Below are 18811 nucleotides of genomic sequence, written 5' to 3'. Positions count from 1 at the left end.
CAAGTCAACTAATTTTAACCATAGTAAAACTCATTCAAGAGTTTTGCAGTGTACTTGCAGGCGTTTTGGGATGATGATCATGACAAGCAAAGAGGACAGACGATGGCAAAACCGCATTTCAGCTTCTGGATCATCGCTGGGCTTTGTCTGGTGTGGAACCTGATGGGGTGCCTCAACTTCATCACTCAAATGAACGCCGATGCCGTGGCAAAAATGCCTGAGCTTTATCAGCTGATCATCTCAAGCCGCCCGCTTTGGGCAACGCTGGCCTTTGGCTTGGCCGTGTTTGCCGGGGCCGTGGGGTGCATTTTGTTGTTGCTGCGACGTGATATGGCCCGGATCGCCTTGCTGGTTTCATTGGTTGCGATTGTCTTGACCGTGGTTCAGACGATTTCAGCAGTCGGTCTTGCTCCCAGCACGATCCTTGCCTTGCTGGTTGGAGCGGCCCTGTTTTGGTATTCTTCGATTGTTCACCGGGCAGGCTGGTTGCGCTGACCCGCCCGGCAAGCACGCTCAGATATCGAGCGTGTTGTCCTTTTCCCATTGAGAGAAGTGCGACGTGAAATCGTTCCATTCCTGCTTTTTCATCTTGATGTAGGAGGACGAGAATTCCTCTCCCATGGCAGCCTTCAGGCCCTTATCCTTGTCGTATTCGCGCAAGGCATCCAGCATGTTCAGCGGTAGCTTGGGCGCGCCGCGCACCTTGTGGCCCTCGGCATACATGTCGATGTCGTGGCGCTTGCCGGGGTCCGCCTCTGTGCGAATACCGTCAAGGCCAGCCGCGATGATGACGGCCTGCAGCAGATAGGGGTTTGTTGCACCATCAGGAAGGCGCAATTCGAACCGACCGGGACCAGGCACGCGCACCATGTGTGTGCGGTTGTTGCCAGTCCATGTGACAGTGTTGGGTGCCCATGTGGCCCCGGACATCGTGCGTGGTGCATTGATACGTTTGTAGCTGTTCACCGTGGGGTTGGTGATCGCGGCAAGCGCGGAGGCATGTTTCATGATCCCGCCAAGGAAATGGCGGCCCTTTTCGGACAGGCCCAGTTCGGCAGTCTGGCTGCTGTCATTGGGTTCCATTGCAAAGACGTTGGTCTTGGCAGCAGCACCGGGTGCGTCCCAAACAGAAATGTGGGCATGACAGCCATTCCCGGTTAGCCCCTCGACCGGCTTGGGCATGAATGTCGCGCGGAAGCCGTGTTTTTCCGCTACGCTCTTGGTCATAAACTTGAAAAATGAGTGCTTGTCGGCGGTGCGGAGCACGTCATCGAATTCCCAGTTCATCTCGAACTGCCCATTCGCGTCCTCGTGGTCATTCTGATACGGACCCCAACCCAAATCGAGCATGTAGTCGCAAATCTCGCGCACAACATCATAGCGGCGCATCACCGCCTGCTGGTCATAGCAAGGCTTTGCGGCAGTGTCGTACTCATCGCTGATCTGGCTGCCATCTGGCGTCATCAAAAAATACTCGGCCTCGATCCCGGTCTTGACGTGCAAGCCTTCGGCGGCAGCCTCATCAATCAGGCGGCGGAGCACATTGCGAGGTGCTTGTGCGACGTCTTGGTCTTCCATCACACAGTTTCCCGCGACCCACGCAACCTCAGGTTTCCAAGGCAATTGAATGACCGAAGATGGGTCCGGCACGGCCAACATGTCAGGATGTGCGGGCGTCATGTCGAGCCACGTAGCGAAACCGGCAAATCCTGCGCCATCCGCTTGCATGTCGGCAATGGCCTGGGCAGGCACCAGTTTGGCGCGTTGACCTCCAAAGAGGTCGGTGAACGAAATCATGAAGTATTTCACGCCATTTTCGGCAGCGAATTTTGCAAGATCAGTGGTCATATATCTGTTCCTGTTTGACTTAATGTGGTGAGGGCGCGTGCCGTAGTGGCCGCGCCCTTCATTGAAGTATTTAGTAGGAAGTACCGGGTTTGCCGGGGTACCAGTCGGTGCCAGCAAGTGGAATTTTCGCCATGGCCGCGGCCTCGAGCGTGAGGGCGCACAAATCTTCGGGTTCTAGGTTGTGCAGGTGGTTCTTGCCGCAGGCCCGCGCGATGGTCTGTGCCTCAAGTGTCATGACCTTGAGATAGTTGTTGAGCCTCCGCCCACCCTCAATGGGGTCGAACCTAGCCATCAGGTCGGGGTCTTGTGTGGTAATCCCGGCGGGGTCTTGCCCCTCATGCCAGTCATCATAAGCGCCTGCTGTGGTGCCGAGGGCGTTATACTCAGCTTCCCATTTCGGGTCATTGTCGCCAAGCGCGATCAGCGCCGCGGTCCCGATGGCGACGGCGTCTGCACCCAAAGCCATGGCTTTGGCCACATCGGCACCCGTACGGATGCCGCCCGAGACAACAAGTTGCACTTCTCGGTGCATGTCGAGGTCCTGCAATGCGCGCACCGCCTCGCGGATACAAGCAAGGATGGGCTGGCCGACATGTTCGATAAACACGTCTTGTGTGGCGGCTGTGCCGCCCTGCATCCCGTCGAGCACGACAACGTCCGCGCCCGCCTTTACGGCAAGTGTGGTGTCAAAATACGGGCGCGCGCCGCCGACCTTGATATAGATCGGCTTTTCCCAATTGGTGATCTCGCGCAATTCAAGAATCTTGATTTCCAGATCATCGGGCCCGGTCCAATCGGGGTGACGACAGGCCGAGCGCTGGTCGATCCCTTTTGGCAAATTACGCATTTCAGCCACGCGGTCGCTGATCTTTTGGCCCAAAAGCATGCCGCCGCCGCCGGGTTTGGCCCCCTGCCCCACAACGATTTCAATGGCATCTGCGCGGCGCAGATCGTCCGGGTTCATCCCATAGCGCGAAGGCAAATACTGATAAACCAGCTTGTTAGAGTGTCCGCGCTCTTCTTCGGTCATGCCGCCGTCGCCGGTGGTGGTCGACGTGCCCGCCATCGTTGCTCCGCGCCCCAACGCTTCCTTGGCCCCGCCGGACAGCGCACCAAAGGACATGCCCGCAATCGTTACGGGGATATCAAGCTGGATTGGGTTCTTGGCAAACCGGGTGCCGAGCGTGACGGACGTTTCGCATTTCTCGCGATATCCTTCGAGCGGGTAGCGGGAAATCGAGGCACCCAGAAACAGCAGGTCGTCGAAATGGGGCAGCTTGCGCTTGGCCCCGCCACCGCGGATGTCATAGATCCCCGTTGCGGCGGCGCGCCGGATCTCGGCATTCACAGGGTTGGAAAAGGTCGCCGATTGTATCGGCATCGTGCGCGGCGCGCCCTTTTGCTCGTCTTTCATGTTCCGACCCTCAATACGCGTTATCGATGTTGAAATTATAGAGTTGCCGCGCCGATCCATAGCGTTTGAATTCGGACGCTTTGGCATCGCAACCGCCTCGCTCCAGCAACTCTTCGAGGATAGCGATATGCTCGGGGCGCATCTCTTTCTCAATACAATCAGCGCCAAGAGATTTGACTGATCCGCGCACGAATATCCGCGCCTCATAAAGCGAGTCGCCCAGAGCTTCGCCTGCATCACCACAGACGACCAGATTGCCCGATTGCGCCATAAAGGCTGACATGTGACCGATGTTGCCGTGCACGATAATGTCGATGCCCTTCATCGAAATGCCACAGCGCGAAGAGGCGTTCCCCTTGATCACCAGCGTGCCACCATGACCGGTTGCACCGGCATATTGTGAGGCGTCCCCTTCAACTACAACCATCCCGGACATCATGTTTTCTGCTGTGCCGGGGCCAACAGAACCGTGCACATTCACAGTCGCCTGTTTGTTCATGCCCGCACAGTAATAGCCCGTTGACCCTTTGATGTTGATCTCGATCGGAGCGTCGAGGCCGACTGCGATCGCGTGGCTGCCCTTGGGGTTCACGATTTCCCAATGCGTCTGATTGGTATTGGCGGCCTGCGCATGCAGGGTGGAGTTGAGTGCGCGGAGTCCCTGCGCTTCCAAATCAAATGTTTGCATTTATGCCGCTTTCTCTTGCGCGGTTGGAGCCGCATTGTGCGACCAGAAATATACTGTTGCGGGCTCGGGCTCCCAAACCTTCGCGTCTTCGATGCCAGGCAGGTTGACCAACGCGCGATATTCCGAACCGAACGCCACGTACTGATCTGTTTCTGCCATTACTGCAGGCTTGCACGCGATAGGGTCACGCACCACGCCAAACCCGTCCTTGGTACCGACCACAAACGTAAAGAACCCATCCAGATCATCGAGGCTTGAGGTCAGAGCCTCACCCAATGTCGATCCCGTTTGCATTTTCCACGTCAGGTATGCGGCGCCAACTTCGGTGTCATTCTCGGTCTCGATGTGAACGCCAAGCCGGCGCAGTTTGCGACGCAGCGAGTTATGATTTGACAGTGATCCGTTGTGTACGAGGCACTGGTCGATACCGGTGTTGAAAGGATGCGCGCCCATTGTCGTCACGGCCGACTCAGTGGCCATCCGTGTGTGCCCAATGCCATGTGTTCCGGACATTTTGCGAACATCAAAACGGTCTGCCACATTTTTAGGCAACCCGACCTCTTTATAGATCTCAAGCGTGGATCCGTGACTCATCACGCGAACATCGGGGCGTATTTCGGAAAGAATTTCGCGGGCAGAAGCCACCTGATCCGCCTGCAATGTGATCACTGCGTGGGTGTCTTTGAGGGTGATCGAAACTTTGCCTTGGACCCTCTCGCTCAGGTCACTATCAAGCTTGGCAAAGTCGACATTCGGCGTGTTCGATTGCACGGTTAACCGAGCGTTTCCCTTTGATTCATCACCATAAATTGCGATACCCGCGCTATCGGGTCCGCGATCGGTCATGGTGATCAGCATGTCGGTCAGCATGTCACCAAGTTGCGGTTCCAACGTGGCATCTTTTAGAAAAAGTCCGACAATTCCGCACATGGCGCTGCCCCTCCCAAAAAGTGATCTGTCGTTCGACTCGAACGCTAGCATCGTTACATCACATGCTCAACCGATGGGAAACTATTTTTCACAACAGTTAAAAAAAGAGTCGCCAGATGAAACAACACGTGGTTCAATTTGGCCAGCGCCGCGCACTCCATATGACGGCGCACGAAACCAACAGTCCAACACGGGGGTTCATCGTGGAAGAGCAAATCGCAGAATTGACGGCTCAGATTGCCGCACTGCAGAGTAAGGGTGGTGTGACCAACACCATGTTTGCCGAGACATTCTATTATCTAACCATCCCGCTGATGATCATCATCCATGCGGGATTTCTAGCTTACGAGATGGGGGCGTCGCGACTCAAGAACGTGCTGAGTTCGGGGGTCAAGAATATCCTCGCTTTCGCGTTCATGATCCCAACCTTCTATTTCTTCGGCTGGTGGGTGTATTGGGGCTTTCCCACGGGCTTGCCCGGCGCACCGGGGCCTGCGGGCATCTCAGGTGTTGAATATGCCAGCGCGATTGCGTGGGGCTGGGGCGAAAGCGCGCAATACATGGGCCCGAACATCGCGGATCAGGCATCCGGCGTGTTCTTTGGTGCCTTTGCGTTGTTTGCCGCCACAACAGCATCCATCATGTCGGGTGCCGTGATCGAACGCATCCAGACCGTAGGGTTTGTTATCCTCGCCGTTGTCCTTGGCTCGTTTGCCTGGGTCGTTGCGGCTGCTTGGGGCTGGCACGCAGATGGCTGGCTGGTCACGCAATGGGGCGTGCATGACTTTGGTGCGGCGGGCCTTGTGCACGCGGTTGCAGGGTTCTTTGCCCTTGGGGTTCTCATCAACCTTGGACCACGCATCGGCAAATTCAACGCGGACGGTTCGGCCAACCACATTGCAGGGCACAACATGCCGCTGACGGTGACGGGCCTTATGCTTATCATCGTAGGCTTCTGGGGTTTCCTCATGGCTTGCGTGATCGTGCCGGGCGAAGCGTGGAGCTGGTTTGCTGACAAGCCGTCCACAATTTACGGAACACCCATCACCTTGTCGGCGCTGGCCTTCAATATCCTGATGGCGATTGCAGGTGGGATCATTGGCGCATGGGTTCTGACGCGTGATCCGTTCTGGATGATGTCCGGCGCACTTGCTGGAATTATCTCGACCGCATCCGGTCTGGACATCTACTATCCTGCACTTGCGTTCATCATCGCCTTCTCGGCGGGTTTGATCCTGAAACCCTGTGCCACATGGCTGGAAAACCGTGGCATCGACGATGCTGTCGGCGCTGTCACGGTTCACGGCACTATCGGCCTTTACGGTGTGGTCCTGCTTGGGATCTTCGGTGCTGGATATCCGTCGCTGCAAGGCGCTGCGGGCGAAGTACCGACGATTAGCCTGATTGGTCAGATCATCGGTGCGGTCGTGTTCTTCCTCTTGGGTTTCGTCCCTGGATACGCGGTCTCTTACGTCCTGAAGATGATGGGCATGTTGCGCATCCCTGAAGGCGCAGAGATTGCTGGTATGGACATGGTCAAGGTCCCTGCCGAAGGCTACCCTGAAGGTATCCCCGCACCTGGCGTCAATCTGGCGCCGGGCGAGTAATCGAACAGAAAGGAAGAAATCATGGGCTTTCCATATGACGAAGCAAGCTGGTCGGTTGTCGACGGGGCAATGTTCATGGGTTGGGGCGGCGCGATGCCAGGCCTGTACACCCTGATTGCAGCCGGGATCTGTGTCGCCGTGTTGCTGTTCGGTCAGAAGACCGAAAGCGCCAAGACCAAACAATTCGAAAAGTAAATTTCGAACAACAAGAAGGGGCGGCCATTGGTCGCCCTTTTTTGCATCCTATATTTGCCCAACAGGAAAAAAAGTTGCACCGCATTCTTGCTTTTTGCAATGCACTGTTGCTCAATACTGCTCAATAAGACTCATAACGAACAGGGAAAAACACCATGGCCATTCTATGGAGAAACTCCGCCCTCGCGGGACGTCACGCTGAAATCGGCGGCGAGCTTGAAGATTGGAATGGTATGGGAACGGCGTGGTTCTATGACGACACGCCAGAACGCGCCAAAGCCGACTATGAAGCGATCCGCACCAAAGCCGGTCTCATGGACGTGTCTGGTCTGAAGAAGGTGCATGTCGTGGGCGAAGACGCCGCCTATGTCATCGACCGCGTCACAACCCGCAATGTCGAAAAAATTGCGCCGGGTCGTGCTGTTTACGCCTGTATGCTTGATGATCGCGGCTTGTTTGTGGACGACTGCGTGATCTACCATCTCGCCGTCAACTCCTGGCTGGTGGTGCATGGCACCGGCATCGGTATGGAGCAGCTTACAACGGTTGCTGCTGCCAAGAACTGTTCGGTCATCATGGATGACGACTTGCATGACATGTCGTTGCAAGGGCCCAAGGCAGTCGACATTCTGGCCAAGGATATCCCCGCAATCCGTGATCTGGCCTATTTCGGGATCATGCAGACGCGCTTGTACGGGCGCGATGTGATGATCTCGCGCACCGGTTACACAGGCGAACGAGGGTATGAAATCTTCTGCCGCGCCAAGGATGCTGTTCACATTTGGGACAATGTATTGGCGGCAGGCGGCGACGATGTGCGCCCGACGCAGTTCTCCACCCTCGATATGCTGCGGATCGAAAGCTATCTACTGTTCTATCCCGGTGACAATTCCGAAACGTTCCCGTTTGCGGACGGCTCTCCAGCTGGCGACAGTCTGTGGGAATTGGGCCTCGACTTCACCGTTTCACCGGACAAAACCGGCTTTATCGGGTCCGAGAACCACTATGCCATGCAGGGTAAAGAAAGATTCAAGATTTACGGCGTGCAGCTATCAGGCGACGCCATGGATCAGATGGAAATGTTCGCCCGTGTGCATCACGACGGCAAGGATGTGGGCGTAATCACCTATGGCCTGTCGTCCGAGCTGAACGGTTATTCCGTCGCCATCGCGCGGCTTGACCCATCTGTGGCAAGCCCCGGCACCCAGCTGACCGTCGTTCAACCGGACGGTACAGAGTTGGCCGCGACGGCGGAAGAAATGCCGTTCTATGACAAAGACAAGTCGATCCGCACCGCCAAGGGCTGATCGACGGGGGCGCGGTGGGCAAACCCCTTTCGCGCCCTTTTCATGTGACGAGGATATCTATGTCGAAATTCGAATTCCCCCCGTCGATCAAAAGCCGTCCGGTTTACGGAACGCTTGAGGCGCGCCTGGGCAAGGGACACCTAATGATTGCCGATGGTGAGGGGGCCGAGGCGATCCTTGGCATCGCCACACCTGATTTGATGGCTAAAACCCACATTATCTACATCCCTCGCGGGACACAGTTGGCCGACAAATTGCGCGGCGCAAACCCAGCACAATTTTACGAAGGCCCCAGCTATGCCGCCGCTGTCTCTCGTATCCGACGTGTCTTGCAGGATGCGCATATGGGCTTGCAGGTTTACCTCAGTGGCACCGAGGGACTGATGGGTCAGGCCCAAAATGAGGCGATGAAAGCGGGCATCCCTCATACAGCCATTCAAACAGAACATCGCGGATCGGTGTCCCGTCGGATGCAATGCGTCCATTGCAAGGGCATCACCGAAGACGTGGAAACCGACCCGTTCGTATGCAGCCATTGCGGATTGAACCTGTTTGTGCGGGATCACTATTCGCGCCGCCTCGCCGCTTATCAGGGCGTATGCATCGACGCCGAAGATCCGGGCAACGTGCCCGCACCAAAGGGGATTTACGAATGAGCGCAGCCCCACAAAAAGCAAAGCCAGGTGCGGAAAAGATCGAAGTGAGTGTGTCGGCCATTGTACCGCTGAACGAACTGGTGACCCGGTTCGAGTTCAAGCGCCGTGATGGCACACAATTTCCACCGTTCTCCGGCGGTGCGCACACGGTTGTCACAATGAACGACAACGGTCGGTCCCGTTTGAATCCTTATTCTCTGATGTCGGACCCGGCTGACTTGGACACTTATGCCATATCCGTGCGCCGAGACGACGAAGGACGCGGCGGGTCGCTGTTCATGCACCGAAACGTGTCGGTTGGCGACGAAATGACAATCACCTATCCGGTGAACCTGTTTTCGCTCGATCTGCGCGCGCGCAAACACTTGTTCTTTGCCGGCGGTATTGGAATCACACCCTTCATGTCGATGATCGCACAGCTTGAGCGGTCGGGCGGCGCGTGGGAATTGCACTATGCCTGCCGCACAGAGGCGCTTGGAACCTATGTGGAGCAGTTGACTTACAAGCATCCCAACAAAGTGCATGTCTATTACGACGACCAGACCCAGCGGATTGACCTTGAAAACCTACTGGATGGGCAGCCTTTGGGCACACATGCCTATGTCTGTGGCCCCAAAGGGATGATCAACTGGATACATGCAACAGCCAGTGCCTCAGGGTGGCCGGATGCCCATGTACATTCCGAAGAATTCCTTGCCCCTGAACCGGGCGTGCCCTTTGAGGTGCGGCTGTGCAAGTCTGACAAGACGATCACCGTCGGCGAACACGAAAGCCTTCTGGAAGCGATCGAACGAGCGGGCGTCGAAGCCCCGTTTCTGTGCCGTGGTGGATCATGCGGACAATGTGAAACGGATGTCGTCGCTCATGCGGGCGACTTCGTGCACCGGGACCATTGGCTGGACGATTCAGAGCACGCCAGCGGCAAGAAAATCATGCCATGTGTAAGCCGTTTCGTCGGCACCTCATTGGAGTTGGACAGATAAGATGACCATTCAATTCAACGACGAGACTTTTCGCGACGACTACTCGTTCCATAACACTGATTGGGCCATCAAACGGTTCCCGTTTCCGTTCCATGAAGACAGCTACATGTATGCCGTCAATATGGAGCAGCACCGCGGCGGGCCCGAAGGGTCGGTCTATGAGAAAAGGTTCGATGTAGACGAACACTATGTGTCAGAGATGCGCGACCGCGCGATGGTGCTGGCGGACGATCCGCTGCGTTGCCAGTCTCTGCCGCACATGACACTCGCAGGGTGGGACTTGCTGGAATTGATCATGGTTTCCAAGTCTGAGGACTATCCCGATTTGTTCGAATTGCACCGCGACGGGGACACCTGGCGCTGGGTCAACAAACCACTGGGCATTGATGACACATTCACCTTCCTAGACGAAACCACCCTGCCCTATGGCCCGATGGAATATATCACCCGCCAGACCCAAGGGGACTTCTGCGTGCTGGATCAGCGCGACAACAACCTGTGGATGGATGCAGGGACGGTCACAACGCAAGCCGACTGGAGCCTTGATTTTGACATCGGCATGAACTTTTTCGAATGGCACGCGCCCGTCCCGCTGGCCCATGAAAAGGGTATCTTTGTTCGTGCCCTGAAATTCTTGCTAAACATTCAGCAAGGGGCACCTGCCCGCCGCCTGAACTGGACAATGACGGTTAATCCGCTGTTGGACACCAGCCCCGAAAATTACCACAAGTGGGGTATCCAGAAGACCACCCTAACCCCCGAAAATATTGGTGCCAAACAGCACTTGCGGGTCGAGTTGCAGACATTCTTCCGGTTGCCTCGCTCGAACGGACTGGTTTTTCCGATCCGCTGCTATCTGTGCAGTTTTCAAGACCTGATGACGATGCCCAAATGGGGCCGACGCCTGCACCGCGTTGTGCGCGATCTGCCTGATGAACTTGCGACATATAAGGGGTTCATCGACAACCGGCCTATGATGTTAGATTACCTGTCGCAATTCGACGACGGTCAGCCCACATCGCCCGGCGTCTGGCCCGACTTCGAAACCGAGCCGCCGCTGACCAAATGATCAGGCGTTCTGTGGGTAGCTGATAATCGACAGGTAACGCGCAGGCAGTTGGACCAACTTTTCGGGCCCGTGCGGCGCATCCGCGTCAAAGAACAATGTGTCGCCGGATTTGAGTGAATACACATCTTCGCCGTGTCGATAATCAACCGCACCTTCAAGCATGTAGATCGTTTCGATCCCACCATGCTGGAACGCTGGGAAAACGTCGGATTCTGCCGTCAGAGTAATCAGGTACGGTTCGACCATCACGCCCGATGCGTTCGATCCGATATGACCCAGCAGGTTGTATTGGTGATTGGCACGCGTACCTTCGCGGTCGATCGCAACCCCTTCACCCGATTTCGTGTGAACCGCCTGGCGGCTTTCCTCGAACCGGCGGAAAAAGCTGGTCAACGGCACCGACAGCGCATTCGCCAACAACTGAAGTGTCGTCAGAGATGGAGACGTGTTGCCGTTCTCGATTTTGGATAACATCCCGATGGACAGCCCCGTGATCTGGGCCAGCTCAGCAACGGTGATTTCCTGTTGCCGGCGAAACGCGCGCACCTCGCGGCCAATAGCCACTTCCAGAACTTTCTCCCGTTCACCTTCGCGCGTCCGGTGTGGATCTTGGGTGAGTTTACTGACCATTTTGACATCTACTTTTTCAATGTTCACGACGCCTGCCTTTTATGGGGTCCTATACCGCTAAACAATTCGGTTCTCAGGTTGAATTGCACTACCATAGGCCAAATTTTTCCTGAGAGAATGCAAAAGTTGAACGACAGTAAAAAAATCCAGCTCGGTTTTCTGATCTTTCCAGGTTTTCCGATGGCATGTCTTACATCGATCATCGAACCCCTGCGTGCTGCAAACGAGATTGCGGGCATGCATGTTTTTGACTGGCAGGTCATCTCCGAATCTGGCTCTCGAACAACATCCAGTGCGCGCGTCGTGTTTGAGCCAGATGCAAAACTGCAGGATGTCACGACTGTGGAAATGCTCTTTCTCTTGGGCGCCCCCACAAGCGTCTTTGAGAACGCAAAACAGTCTAATGGCACGCTGCGCCGTTTGGATCGCCATGGCGTCATTCTCGGGGCGATCAGCGGCGGTGTGTTTCCTCTTGTCCGCTCTGGTGTGATGGATGGACATTACTGCTCGGTGCACTGGTGTTATGAGGCTGCATTTCGCAGTGCCTTTCCTGACATTGATATGACGGACGATGTCATCGCCGTGGATGGCCGCCGGTATACGGCGTCTGGGGCGGCTTCTGCTTTCGATTTGGCATTGCGGTTGATTGAAGATCGTCTGGGTGCTGACATCGCGCACGAGGTTGCCTGCTGGTTTCAACATCCAACCATGCGTGGTGAAGGCGTTCGGCAGCGAATTCCGATGCGCCCAAGTGCCGAGCCTGACCTGCCGAAACTTGTGGCACAGGCCGCCGCCCTATTTGCCGATCATGTCGAACATCCAATTTCAGTAGCCGACGTGGCGCGCGCGGTGAACGTTACACCGCGCCAGATCGAGCGCGCCTTCAAAAAAGCGACGGGGCAAAGCCCAACCCATTACTACCGCAGTATACGGATGAAGGCCGCGCGCCAGTTGGTCCTGTATTCCAAGCAAAGCATGCAAAGTATCGCGCAGGCCGTTGGTTATACGTCGGCCACCCCTTTGCTGACCCATTACAGGGATGCATTTGGAGTGAGTCCTCAAGAAGACCGCAAACAGATCAATTCGTTTCGCGTTCAGGGTGACGTCCCGCTGCCGCCAGCCTAAAGGGCTGAGGCCATCGCTGTGGTGATCGCGTGGTGCAAAGACCCAGCGGAAGCGCGCGGGCCAAGGATGCGCACTGAATGACCTTTTTCCAAACAAATTACGAAACATCCCAGATGATGAATCGAGGTCCGCGTGGCGTGCCCCGTCTCGAACCGAGTCAGATCAATGTTGCAGAGCAGCTCAAGTACGGCGTGAACATCCGGTCCGGTCAAGTCAAAGCAACACCACGCATCTGTTTGTTCAGTGACCGAGGCCGTGTCGCCAAGTTTTGATTTGAGCTGTGCTGCGATGTCTTCATGTGTTTCAAAACTGGCGCTCAGCAACCATTGGTCTGGCCCCACCCAAACGGCAGAGTACGGCTCGCCAAGTTTGGCCCGCCCCGCTTGCGGTGGCGGCCCACCCAACAACGCTTTCAGTTGAGCGGCACAGGTACTTTCCTCTCGGGTTCGCGCCGCGACTGAGGCAAGGGCAACATCCGGTATTTCGCTCAACGTCACCTCGCCGACGGTGTCCACTTGAGGTGCTATACCTCCAAGTGCAGTGATGGCTGTCAGATCATGCACGGACACGCTCTCCTTCGGGATCAACAAAATGGGCTGATACGACTTCGACCTCGACAGTCAGATTCGTGACGGGTGAGACAAGCCGCAGTGTTTCACCATTGCGATTACCACCGTCCTTGAGGAAACCAAGACCGATCATGCTGCCCAGAGTTGGAGAAAAGGCTGCTGAGGTGACGTAGCCTTGGTCATGTGCCGCATCAACTGGCCCGTTTGTGTTCATCAAGTGGCCACCAGCGGTTACCTTGTCATCCTTGTTCACAGGACGCAGGCCGACCTGCATCAACGCATCAGGCTCATTCAGGCCTGGACGTTCTGCGAGTTTTGAGCCGATGCTATCTTTGGCCTTGGATACCATGCGCCCCATCCCGAGGTTCAGCGCTGTCGTGGTGCCGTTAAGCTCATTGCCTGCCGCGTGCCCTTTTTCGATGCGCATAACGCCAAGCGCTTCTGTGCCGTACGCGGTAACGTCGAATTCTTCGCCTTCCGCCATCAGCTTGCGCATCAACGCATCACCATAGCGCGACGGCACCGCAATTTCGAAGGCAAGTTCGCCCGAAAACGATATGCGAAACAGCCGGGCGCGCAGCCCGCCACAGACGGTGATGTTGGCACAGGCCATGAAGGGAAACCCTTCGTTCGAGATATCGAATTCGGCATCTACAATCTTTTGCAGCAACTTGCGCGAATTGGGTCCCGCGACAGCGTATTGGGCCCAAGCTTCGGTCGTCGAAATCAATTGCACATCTGCCTGCGGCATCAGGCATTGGCGGACGAACTCCATGTGTTGATAGACCCGTGCGGCGTTGGCGGTCGTGGTCGTCACAACAAACTGATCCTCGGCAAGACGTGCGGCAGTGCCGTCATCCAGCGCGATCCCGTCTTCACGCAACATCAACCCATAGCGGGTTTTACCGACGGCCAGCTTGGCGAAGCCATTGCAATAAACCTTGTTCAGGAAAGTCGCCGCATCCGTGCCCTGCACGTCGATCTTGCCCAATGTGGTGCAGTCACACACTCCAACTGACGAGCGGGTGGCCAAGACTTCGCGATCCACCGACTGCCTCCAGTGAGTTTCGCCGGGCAGCGGAAACCACTGCGCGCGCAACCAATTTCCGACCTCCACAAAAACTGCGCCTCGTTCCTTGGCCCAGAAATGCGAGGGCGTCAGACGGGTCGGATGGAATTCCTTGCCCCGCATACGGCCCGCGAGCGTGCCAATGGCCGTCGGCGTGTAAGGCGGGCGAAAGATCGTCGTGCCGACTTCGGGGATCGACTTGCCCGCAAGTTCGGCCATGATGGCGAGGCCGCCCATGTTGGATGTCTTGCCCTGATCCGTGGCCATGCCCAGTGTTGTATAGCGCTTGAGGTGTTCGACCGAGCGGAAGCCTTCCTGATGGCTCAGCTTTACGTCTTTGACCGTGACGTCGTTCTGCTGGTCAAGCCAGGCACGGGAACACCCGGTCACGTACCAAAACGGCGTCTGGTTTACGGGCGCATCTTCAGCTTGCGGAACAGCGGGTGCGCGGCCCTTGAGGCCCAACGCCTTGCGCACAGCATCCGCACCGGACTTGAGCGCGCCATGAGTGGAGAACGTACCAACCGCTGCCCCGGCCACAGACATATATGGCGGTAACGTACCGCCGGGAACGAAAGCGGCCAATTCTTCCTTCCAAATCGGTCGGCCGCGCTGATGACAGGTCAACTGCACGTTCGGGTTCCACCCCCCCGATACGCCAAGCGCGCCGCACTCAATGGTCCGGTTGGTGCCATCAGCGCGTGCAACCTCGACAAATGTCAGGCCCAAACGCCCCTTTGTGTCCGCCACCTGTGCACCTTGCAGGACCTCGTAGTCCATCGAGCTTGGAGCGTCAGGGCGCGTGTCAATGACGGCTGCAATCTTGACCCCTTTTGCGTGCAAGTCCTGCGCGGTGCGATGCCCATCGTCGTTATTGGTAAAGATCGCGACTCGTTGCGCTGGTGTGGTCGCCCAGCGGTTAGCATAGGAGCGCATCGATGCGGCCAGCATGATGCCGGGCCGGTCATTGTTTTCAAAGGCAATGGGACGTTCAGTGGCACCGGCGCACAACACGGTCTGTTTTGCATAGATGCGCCAAAGGATTTGGCGGGGTTTCCCGGTTGGTGATGTGGCCAGATGATCAGTGATCCGCTCGACTGCGCCATAGATGCCATGATCGAAGGCCCCGATAACGGTCGTGCGAGGCATCAGACGAACATTGGGCATGGCAGAGAGTTCGGCCACTGTTTGTGCGGCCCAGTCGGCCCCTGCCAAATCTGCGACAGCGAAGGTTTCGGCATTCAAGCGTCCCCCCATGCGAAAATCCTCGTCTGCGAGGATCACTTCAGCACCTGATCGGCCCGCGATGAGGGCTGCGTTCAGGCCAGCGGGGCCCGCGCCGATGATCAATAGATCACAGTGGCGGAACCCCTTGTCATATTCATCCGGGTCAGCTTGCATCGAAAGCGATCCGAGGCCAGCAGCCTTGCGAATGATGGGCTCGTAAATCTTTTCCCAGAATGCAGCGGGCCACATGAATGTTTTGTAGTAGAACCCCGCCGTCAGGAAATTTGAAAACCTGTCGTTGATCGCCATCGCATCGAAGGCGAGGCTTGGCCACCGATTTTGCGATTTGGCCGCCAGCCCGTCAAACAGTTCGGCAGTCGTGGCGCGCGTATTGGGTTCCTGCCGGGCGCCACTGCGCAGTTCGACAATTGCGTTGGGCTCCTCGGATCCTGCCGTTAGCGGACCGCGCGGGCGGTGATATTTGAAAGACCGCCCCATGAGGCGAACGTTGTTGGCCAAAAGAGCCGAAGCCAACGTATCACCGGGATGGCCCGTGTACTTCTTGCCATCGAAGTTGAAGTTCAGTGTCGTGTTGCGGTCAATCTGCCCACCGTTGAGCCTGTTATTCTGTGTCATGCTTGCGCCCCCGAGTTGCGGGCCAGTTCCACGGACGAGATTTCGTGCGTAGTGGTGTCGCGCGTGACAATCAGGATCGACCGATCACCTCCTTCGTGAAACCATAACTCGCGATGCGGGCCAGCAGGGTTGTCGCGCAGATAGGCATAGTCATGCCAATCTTCGGGCGTGGCCGTGTCGGGATCGGGCCTGTCCATCAAGTTTGCCGTACCAAGATAAACAAATTCTGCGCTATCGCGGGGCCCAAGAAGAGGGTGATTGATGATCATCTTTGGCCCCTTCGTTTGGGCATGGTGTAGTGCATATTGTTAGAGCGATAAGGCATAGGATCAGTGCAGATTGGGCTGATTGCCCATCCCTTTTTCGTCTATCATGTGGCCAGTGCGGAAGCGGTCGAAACGGTAGGCGGTCGCGGTTTCATGCGGCTCATCCCGTGCAAGTAGATGCGCGAAGGCATAGCCGGACGCTGGCGTTGCTTTAAATCCGCCATAGCACCAGCCGCCATTGAAATAGAGCCCGTCGATATGCGTGCGGTCGATGATAGGCGAACCGTCCATGCTCATATCCATGATCCCGCCCCACATGCGCAACAGTCGAGCGCGTCCAATCATTGGCATGATGGCCATGCCACCCTCGCACACGTCCTCGACCACCGGCAGGTTGCCGCGTTGCGCATAAGAGTTGTAGCCGTCGATGTCGCCGCCGAAAACCAGCCCGCCCTTGTCGGATTGCGAAACATAGAAGTGGCCAGCCCCAAAGGTGATCACGCCGGGCAAGACAGGTTTCAGCCCTTCTGAGACGAACGCCTGAAGGACATGGGATTCAATGGGCAGCCGCATTCCAGCCTTTGCCATCAGACGGCTGGAATTGCCCGCGACAGCACATCCAACCCGACCCGCACCGATGAACCCCCGGGACGTTTCAACGCCAAGACACTTACCATTCTCGACGCGAAAGCCAGTGACTTCGCAATTCTGGATGATGTCTACGCCTCGGCTGTCAGCAGCTCGGGCATACCCCCATGCGACAGCATCGTGTCGCACTGTACCACCGCGCCGCTGGGCCAACCCACCCTTGATGGGAAAGCGCGCATCATCAAAGTTGAGGAAGGGATACTCCTGCCGGATTTGTGCTTCTGACAACAACTCGGCATCGGCACCATTCAGGATCATCGCGTTGCCACGTCGGACGAAAGCATCACGCTGTGCGTCCGAATGGATAAGGTTCATGATCCCACGTTGGGACACCATAGCGTTGTAATTCAGGTCCTGTTCCAGCCCCTCCCAGAGCTTGAGGGAAAACTCGTAGAATGGTTCATTGCCATCCAACAGATAGTTCGAGCGGATGATCGTCGTGTTGCGCCCGACGTTGCCGCCACCGATCCATCCCTTCTCGATCACTGCGACCCGGTGCTGACCATAGACCGACGCAAGATAGTGCGCTGTGGCCAGCCCATGCCCACCGCCGCCAATGATCACGATGTCATAGTGCGCCTTTGGCTCTGGATCGCGCCACGCGGGCAACCAGCCTTTGTGGCCCGTCAGCGCTTCCTTTATGACCTTGAACCCAGAATAACGCATGAAATCGGACCTCCTACGCCTAAATACGCCTTTTTACTCATATTTTCCCCTCCAATACCCGACATCTTTTCTTTCAAATCGGACATATCTTGTGTTTTTTTTGGCCATCAGGCGTTCGCAAATGTAACTCATCAAGAAAAAAACTTGATTGATAGGAAAATAATGCAAGACTGATTTCACCAAGAATTGGCCTGCATCCGGGATTCGAAATGTCCTGATGTGCGTGCAAACCATTCAAGTTGATCAAGCGGCGAAACAGCGGCGCACCAATAGGGAGACTATCAATGAACAAGTTTACAACGGCGTTGACGGCCGGCGTTTTGGCATTCGCGCCAATGACGCTTCTGGCTGAAGACAGCAGTGATCCAATCGTGATCCCAATCCACAACTGGTCGTCACAGATTGTGATGAGCCATGTTGTTGGTCAAATTTTTGAATCCATGGGCAACAATGTCGAATTCGTCACGACAGACAGTCAAGCGGTGTATGAATCCGTTCGCCTCGGTGACGTGACGCTGGAGCTTGAAGTGTGGGAAGGCGCATTTGGCGCATCATTCCGCGCCGCTCTGGAAAAAGGCGGCCTTCACGATGCAGGCGATCACGACGCCGTAACGCGTGAGGACTGGTGGTACCCGATGTGGACCAAAGACGCCTGCCCTGGCCTACCAAGCTGGGAAGCGCTCAATGACTGCGCCGCCGTATTCGCGACTGCGGAAACCGGTGACAAGGGCCGCTATCTGGACGGTCCTGTGGATTGGTTGAAGCATGGTCAGGAACGCGTTGAGGCGCTTGGCATGGACTTTGTTGTTGTGAACGCAGGTTCTGCCGCAGCGCTTTGGGCCGAAATCGGTGCTGCAGAAGCAGACAAGCGCCCTGTCGTTGTGTTCAACTGGACACCCAACTTTGCCGAAGCAGTTTGGCCTGGCGAATTCGTCGAGTTCCCAGAGTGGGTTGATGGCTGTGACAAGGACCCCGCCGTGGGCCCGAACAAAGACGCGCTTTATGACTGCGGCAACCCTGCCGACGGTTACCTCAAGAAAGCGGCCTGGGATGGCATGAAAGACAAGTGGCCCGCCGCTTATGATGTGCTTACAAAAATCTCGTTCACCAACCCACAGATCGCTGAAATGGCACGGTTGGTCGACGTAGAAGAAATGGAACCCGAAGAGGCAGCGGCCGAATGGCTGGAAGCGAACCCGGGCGTTTGGCAGGGCTGGGCCTCCTAAGGTTCACACGAAACTGTTGAAGACTTTCGCCCGCCCGGGGTTACACTCCGGG

General features: G+C 56.5%; 18 protein-coding genes. 9 read left to right on the top strand and 9 right to left on the bottom strand.

The window, feature by feature from the left end; genetic code table 11:
• The first annotated feature begins 102 nt into the window (after positions 1-102).
• The gene (locus DHN60_RS11100) at positions 103-495 is read left to right on the top strand and encodes a hypothetical protein (protein ID WP_108837539.1); all 393 of its coding nucleotides are present in this window, start codon (positions 103-105) and stop codon (positions 493-495) included.
• An 18-nt stretch (positions 496-513) separates the two neighbouring features.
• On the opposite strand, the gene glnT is transcribed toward DHN60_RS11100, so the two are convergent.
• The 4 genes from glnT to DHN60_RS11080 form a co-directional block, all read right to left on the bottom strand.
• A complete protein-coding gene (glnT, locus tag DHN60_RS11095; protein WP_108837375.1) occupies positions 514-1848 on the bottom strand; it encodes a type III glutamate--ammonia ligase in 1335 nt (444 codons plus the stop codon).
• Positions 1849-1918: 70 nt separating this feature from the next.
• Entirely contained in the window at positions 1919-3262 is a 1344-nt protein-coding gene (locus tag DHN60_RS11090; protein ID WP_108837374.1) for an FMN-binding glutamate synthase family protein, read from the bottom strand.
• 10 nt (positions 3263-3272) lie between these two features.
• Entirely contained in the window at positions 3273-3950 is a 678-nt protein-coding gene (locus tag DHN60_RS11085; RefSeq protein ID WP_108837373.1) for a GXGXG domain-containing protein, read from the bottom strand.
• The gene (locus DHN60_RS11080; protein WP_108837372.1) at positions 3951-4880 is read right to left on the bottom strand and encodes a glutamine amidotransferase family protein; all 930 of its coding nucleotides are present in this window, start codon (positions 4878-4880) and stop codon (positions 3951-3953) included.
• A gap of 203 nt (positions 4881-5083) precedes the next feature.
• On the opposite strand from DHN60_RS11080, the gene DHN60_RS11075 reads away from it, so the two are divergent.
• From DHN60_RS11075 to DHN60_RS11055, 6 genes are all read left to right on the top strand, one after another.
• A complete protein-coding gene (locus DHN60_RS11075) occupies positions 5084-6487 on the top strand; it encodes an ammonium transporter (RefSeq protein ID WP_108837538.1) in 1404 nt (467 codons plus the stop codon).
• Between the two features lie 21 nt (positions 6488-6508).
• Positions 6509-6682, top strand: a complete 174-nt coding sequence (locus tag DHN60_RS22500; RefSeq protein ID WP_199913660.1) for a hypothetical protein — start codon at positions 6509-6511, stop codon at positions 6680-6682.
• A gap of 155 nt (positions 6683-6837) precedes the next feature.
• Positions 6838-7989, top strand: coding sequence for an aminomethyltransferase family protein (locus tag DHN60_RS11070; protein ID WP_108837371.1), 1152 nt, complete (start codon positions 6838-6840; stop codon positions 7987-7989).
• 59 nt (positions 7990-8048) lie between these two features.
• Positions 8049-8645, top strand: a complete 597-nt coding sequence (locus DHN60_RS11065; RefSeq protein ID WP_108837370.1) for a dimethylamine monooxygenase subunit DmmA family protein — start codon at positions 8049-8051, stop codon at positions 8643-8645.
• Positions 8642-9628, top strand: a complete 987-nt coding sequence (locus DHN60_RS11060) for a PDR/VanB family oxidoreductase (protein WP_108837369.1) — start codon at positions 8642-8644, stop codon at positions 9626-9628. The genes DHN60_RS11065 and DHN60_RS11060 overlap by 4 nt, the downstream gene beginning before the upstream one ends.
• Position 9629: 1 nt before the next feature.
• The gene (locus tag DHN60_RS11055) at positions 9630-10697 is read left to right on the top strand and encodes a DUF3445 domain-containing protein (RefSeq protein WP_108837368.1); all 1068 of its coding nucleotides are present in this window, start codon (positions 9630-9632) and stop codon (positions 10695-10697) included.
• Here DHN60_RS11055 and DHN60_RS11050 read toward each other — a convergent pair whose 3' ends face one another.
• Positions 10698-11327, bottom strand: a complete 630-nt coding sequence (locus tag DHN60_RS11050) for an XRE family transcriptional regulator (RefSeq protein WP_108837537.1) — start codon at positions 11325-11327, stop codon at positions 10698-10700. It abuts the gene before it with no gap.
• Between the two features lie 117 nt (positions 11328-11444).
• On the opposite strand from DHN60_RS11050, the gene DHN60_RS11045 reads away from it, so the two are divergent.
• Entirely contained in the window at positions 11445-12452 is a 1008-nt protein-coding gene (locus tag DHN60_RS11045) for a GlxA family transcriptional regulator (protein WP_108837367.1), read from the top strand.
• Here DHN60_RS11045 and DHN60_RS11040 read toward each other — a convergent pair.
• From DHN60_RS11040 to DHN60_RS11025, 4 genes are read right to left on the bottom strand one after another with little or no spacing between them, the layout of a single operon-like run.
• A complete protein-coding gene (locus tag DHN60_RS11040) occupies positions 12449-13015 on the bottom strand; it encodes a sarcosine oxidase subunit gamma (RefSeq protein WP_108837366.1) in 567 nt (188 codons plus the stop codon). The two genes, DHN60_RS11045 and DHN60_RS11040, sit on opposite strands and share 4 nt — an antisense overlap.
• Positions 13008-15953, bottom strand: a complete 2946-nt coding sequence (locus tag DHN60_RS11035; RefSeq protein WP_108837365.1) for a sarcosine oxidase subunit alpha family protein — start codon at positions 15951-15953, stop codon at positions 13008-13010. Before DHN60_RS11035 ends, DHN60_RS11040 begins: the two co-directional genes overlap by 8 nt.
• Positions 15950-16222: a sarcosine oxidase subunit delta gene (locus tag DHN60_RS11030; RefSeq protein ID WP_108837364.1), complete on the bottom strand. Its 273-nt coding sequence runs from the start codon at positions 16220-16222 to the stop codon at positions 15950-15952. Before DHN60_RS11030 ends, DHN60_RS11035 begins: the two co-directional genes overlap by 4 nt.
• A gap of 60 nt (positions 16223-16282) precedes the next feature.
• The gene (locus tag DHN60_RS11025) at positions 16283-17533 is read right to left on the bottom strand and encodes a sarcosine oxidase subunit beta family protein (RefSeq protein WP_108837363.1); all 1251 of its coding nucleotides are present in this window, start codon (positions 17531-17533) and stop codon (positions 16283-16285) included.
• Between the two features lie 284 nt (positions 17534-17817).
• On the opposite strand from DHN60_RS11025, the gene DHN60_RS11020 reads away from it, so the two are divergent.
• Positions 17818-18759, top strand: coding sequence for an ABC transporter substrate-binding protein (locus DHN60_RS11020; RefSeq protein WP_108837362.1), 942 nt, complete (start codon positions 17818-17820; stop codon positions 18757-18759).
• Positions 18760-18811 lie beyond the last annotated feature (52 nt).

This window comes from Tateyamaria sp. Alg231-49 (assembly GCF_900143535.1).
Lineage (GTDB): Bacteria > Pseudomonadota > Alphaproteobacteria > Rhodobacterales > Rhodobacteraceae > Tateyamaria.
The sequence above is the reverse complement of the archived record's forward strand: the minus strand, read 5'-3'. Positions and strand labels throughout refer to the sequence as shown.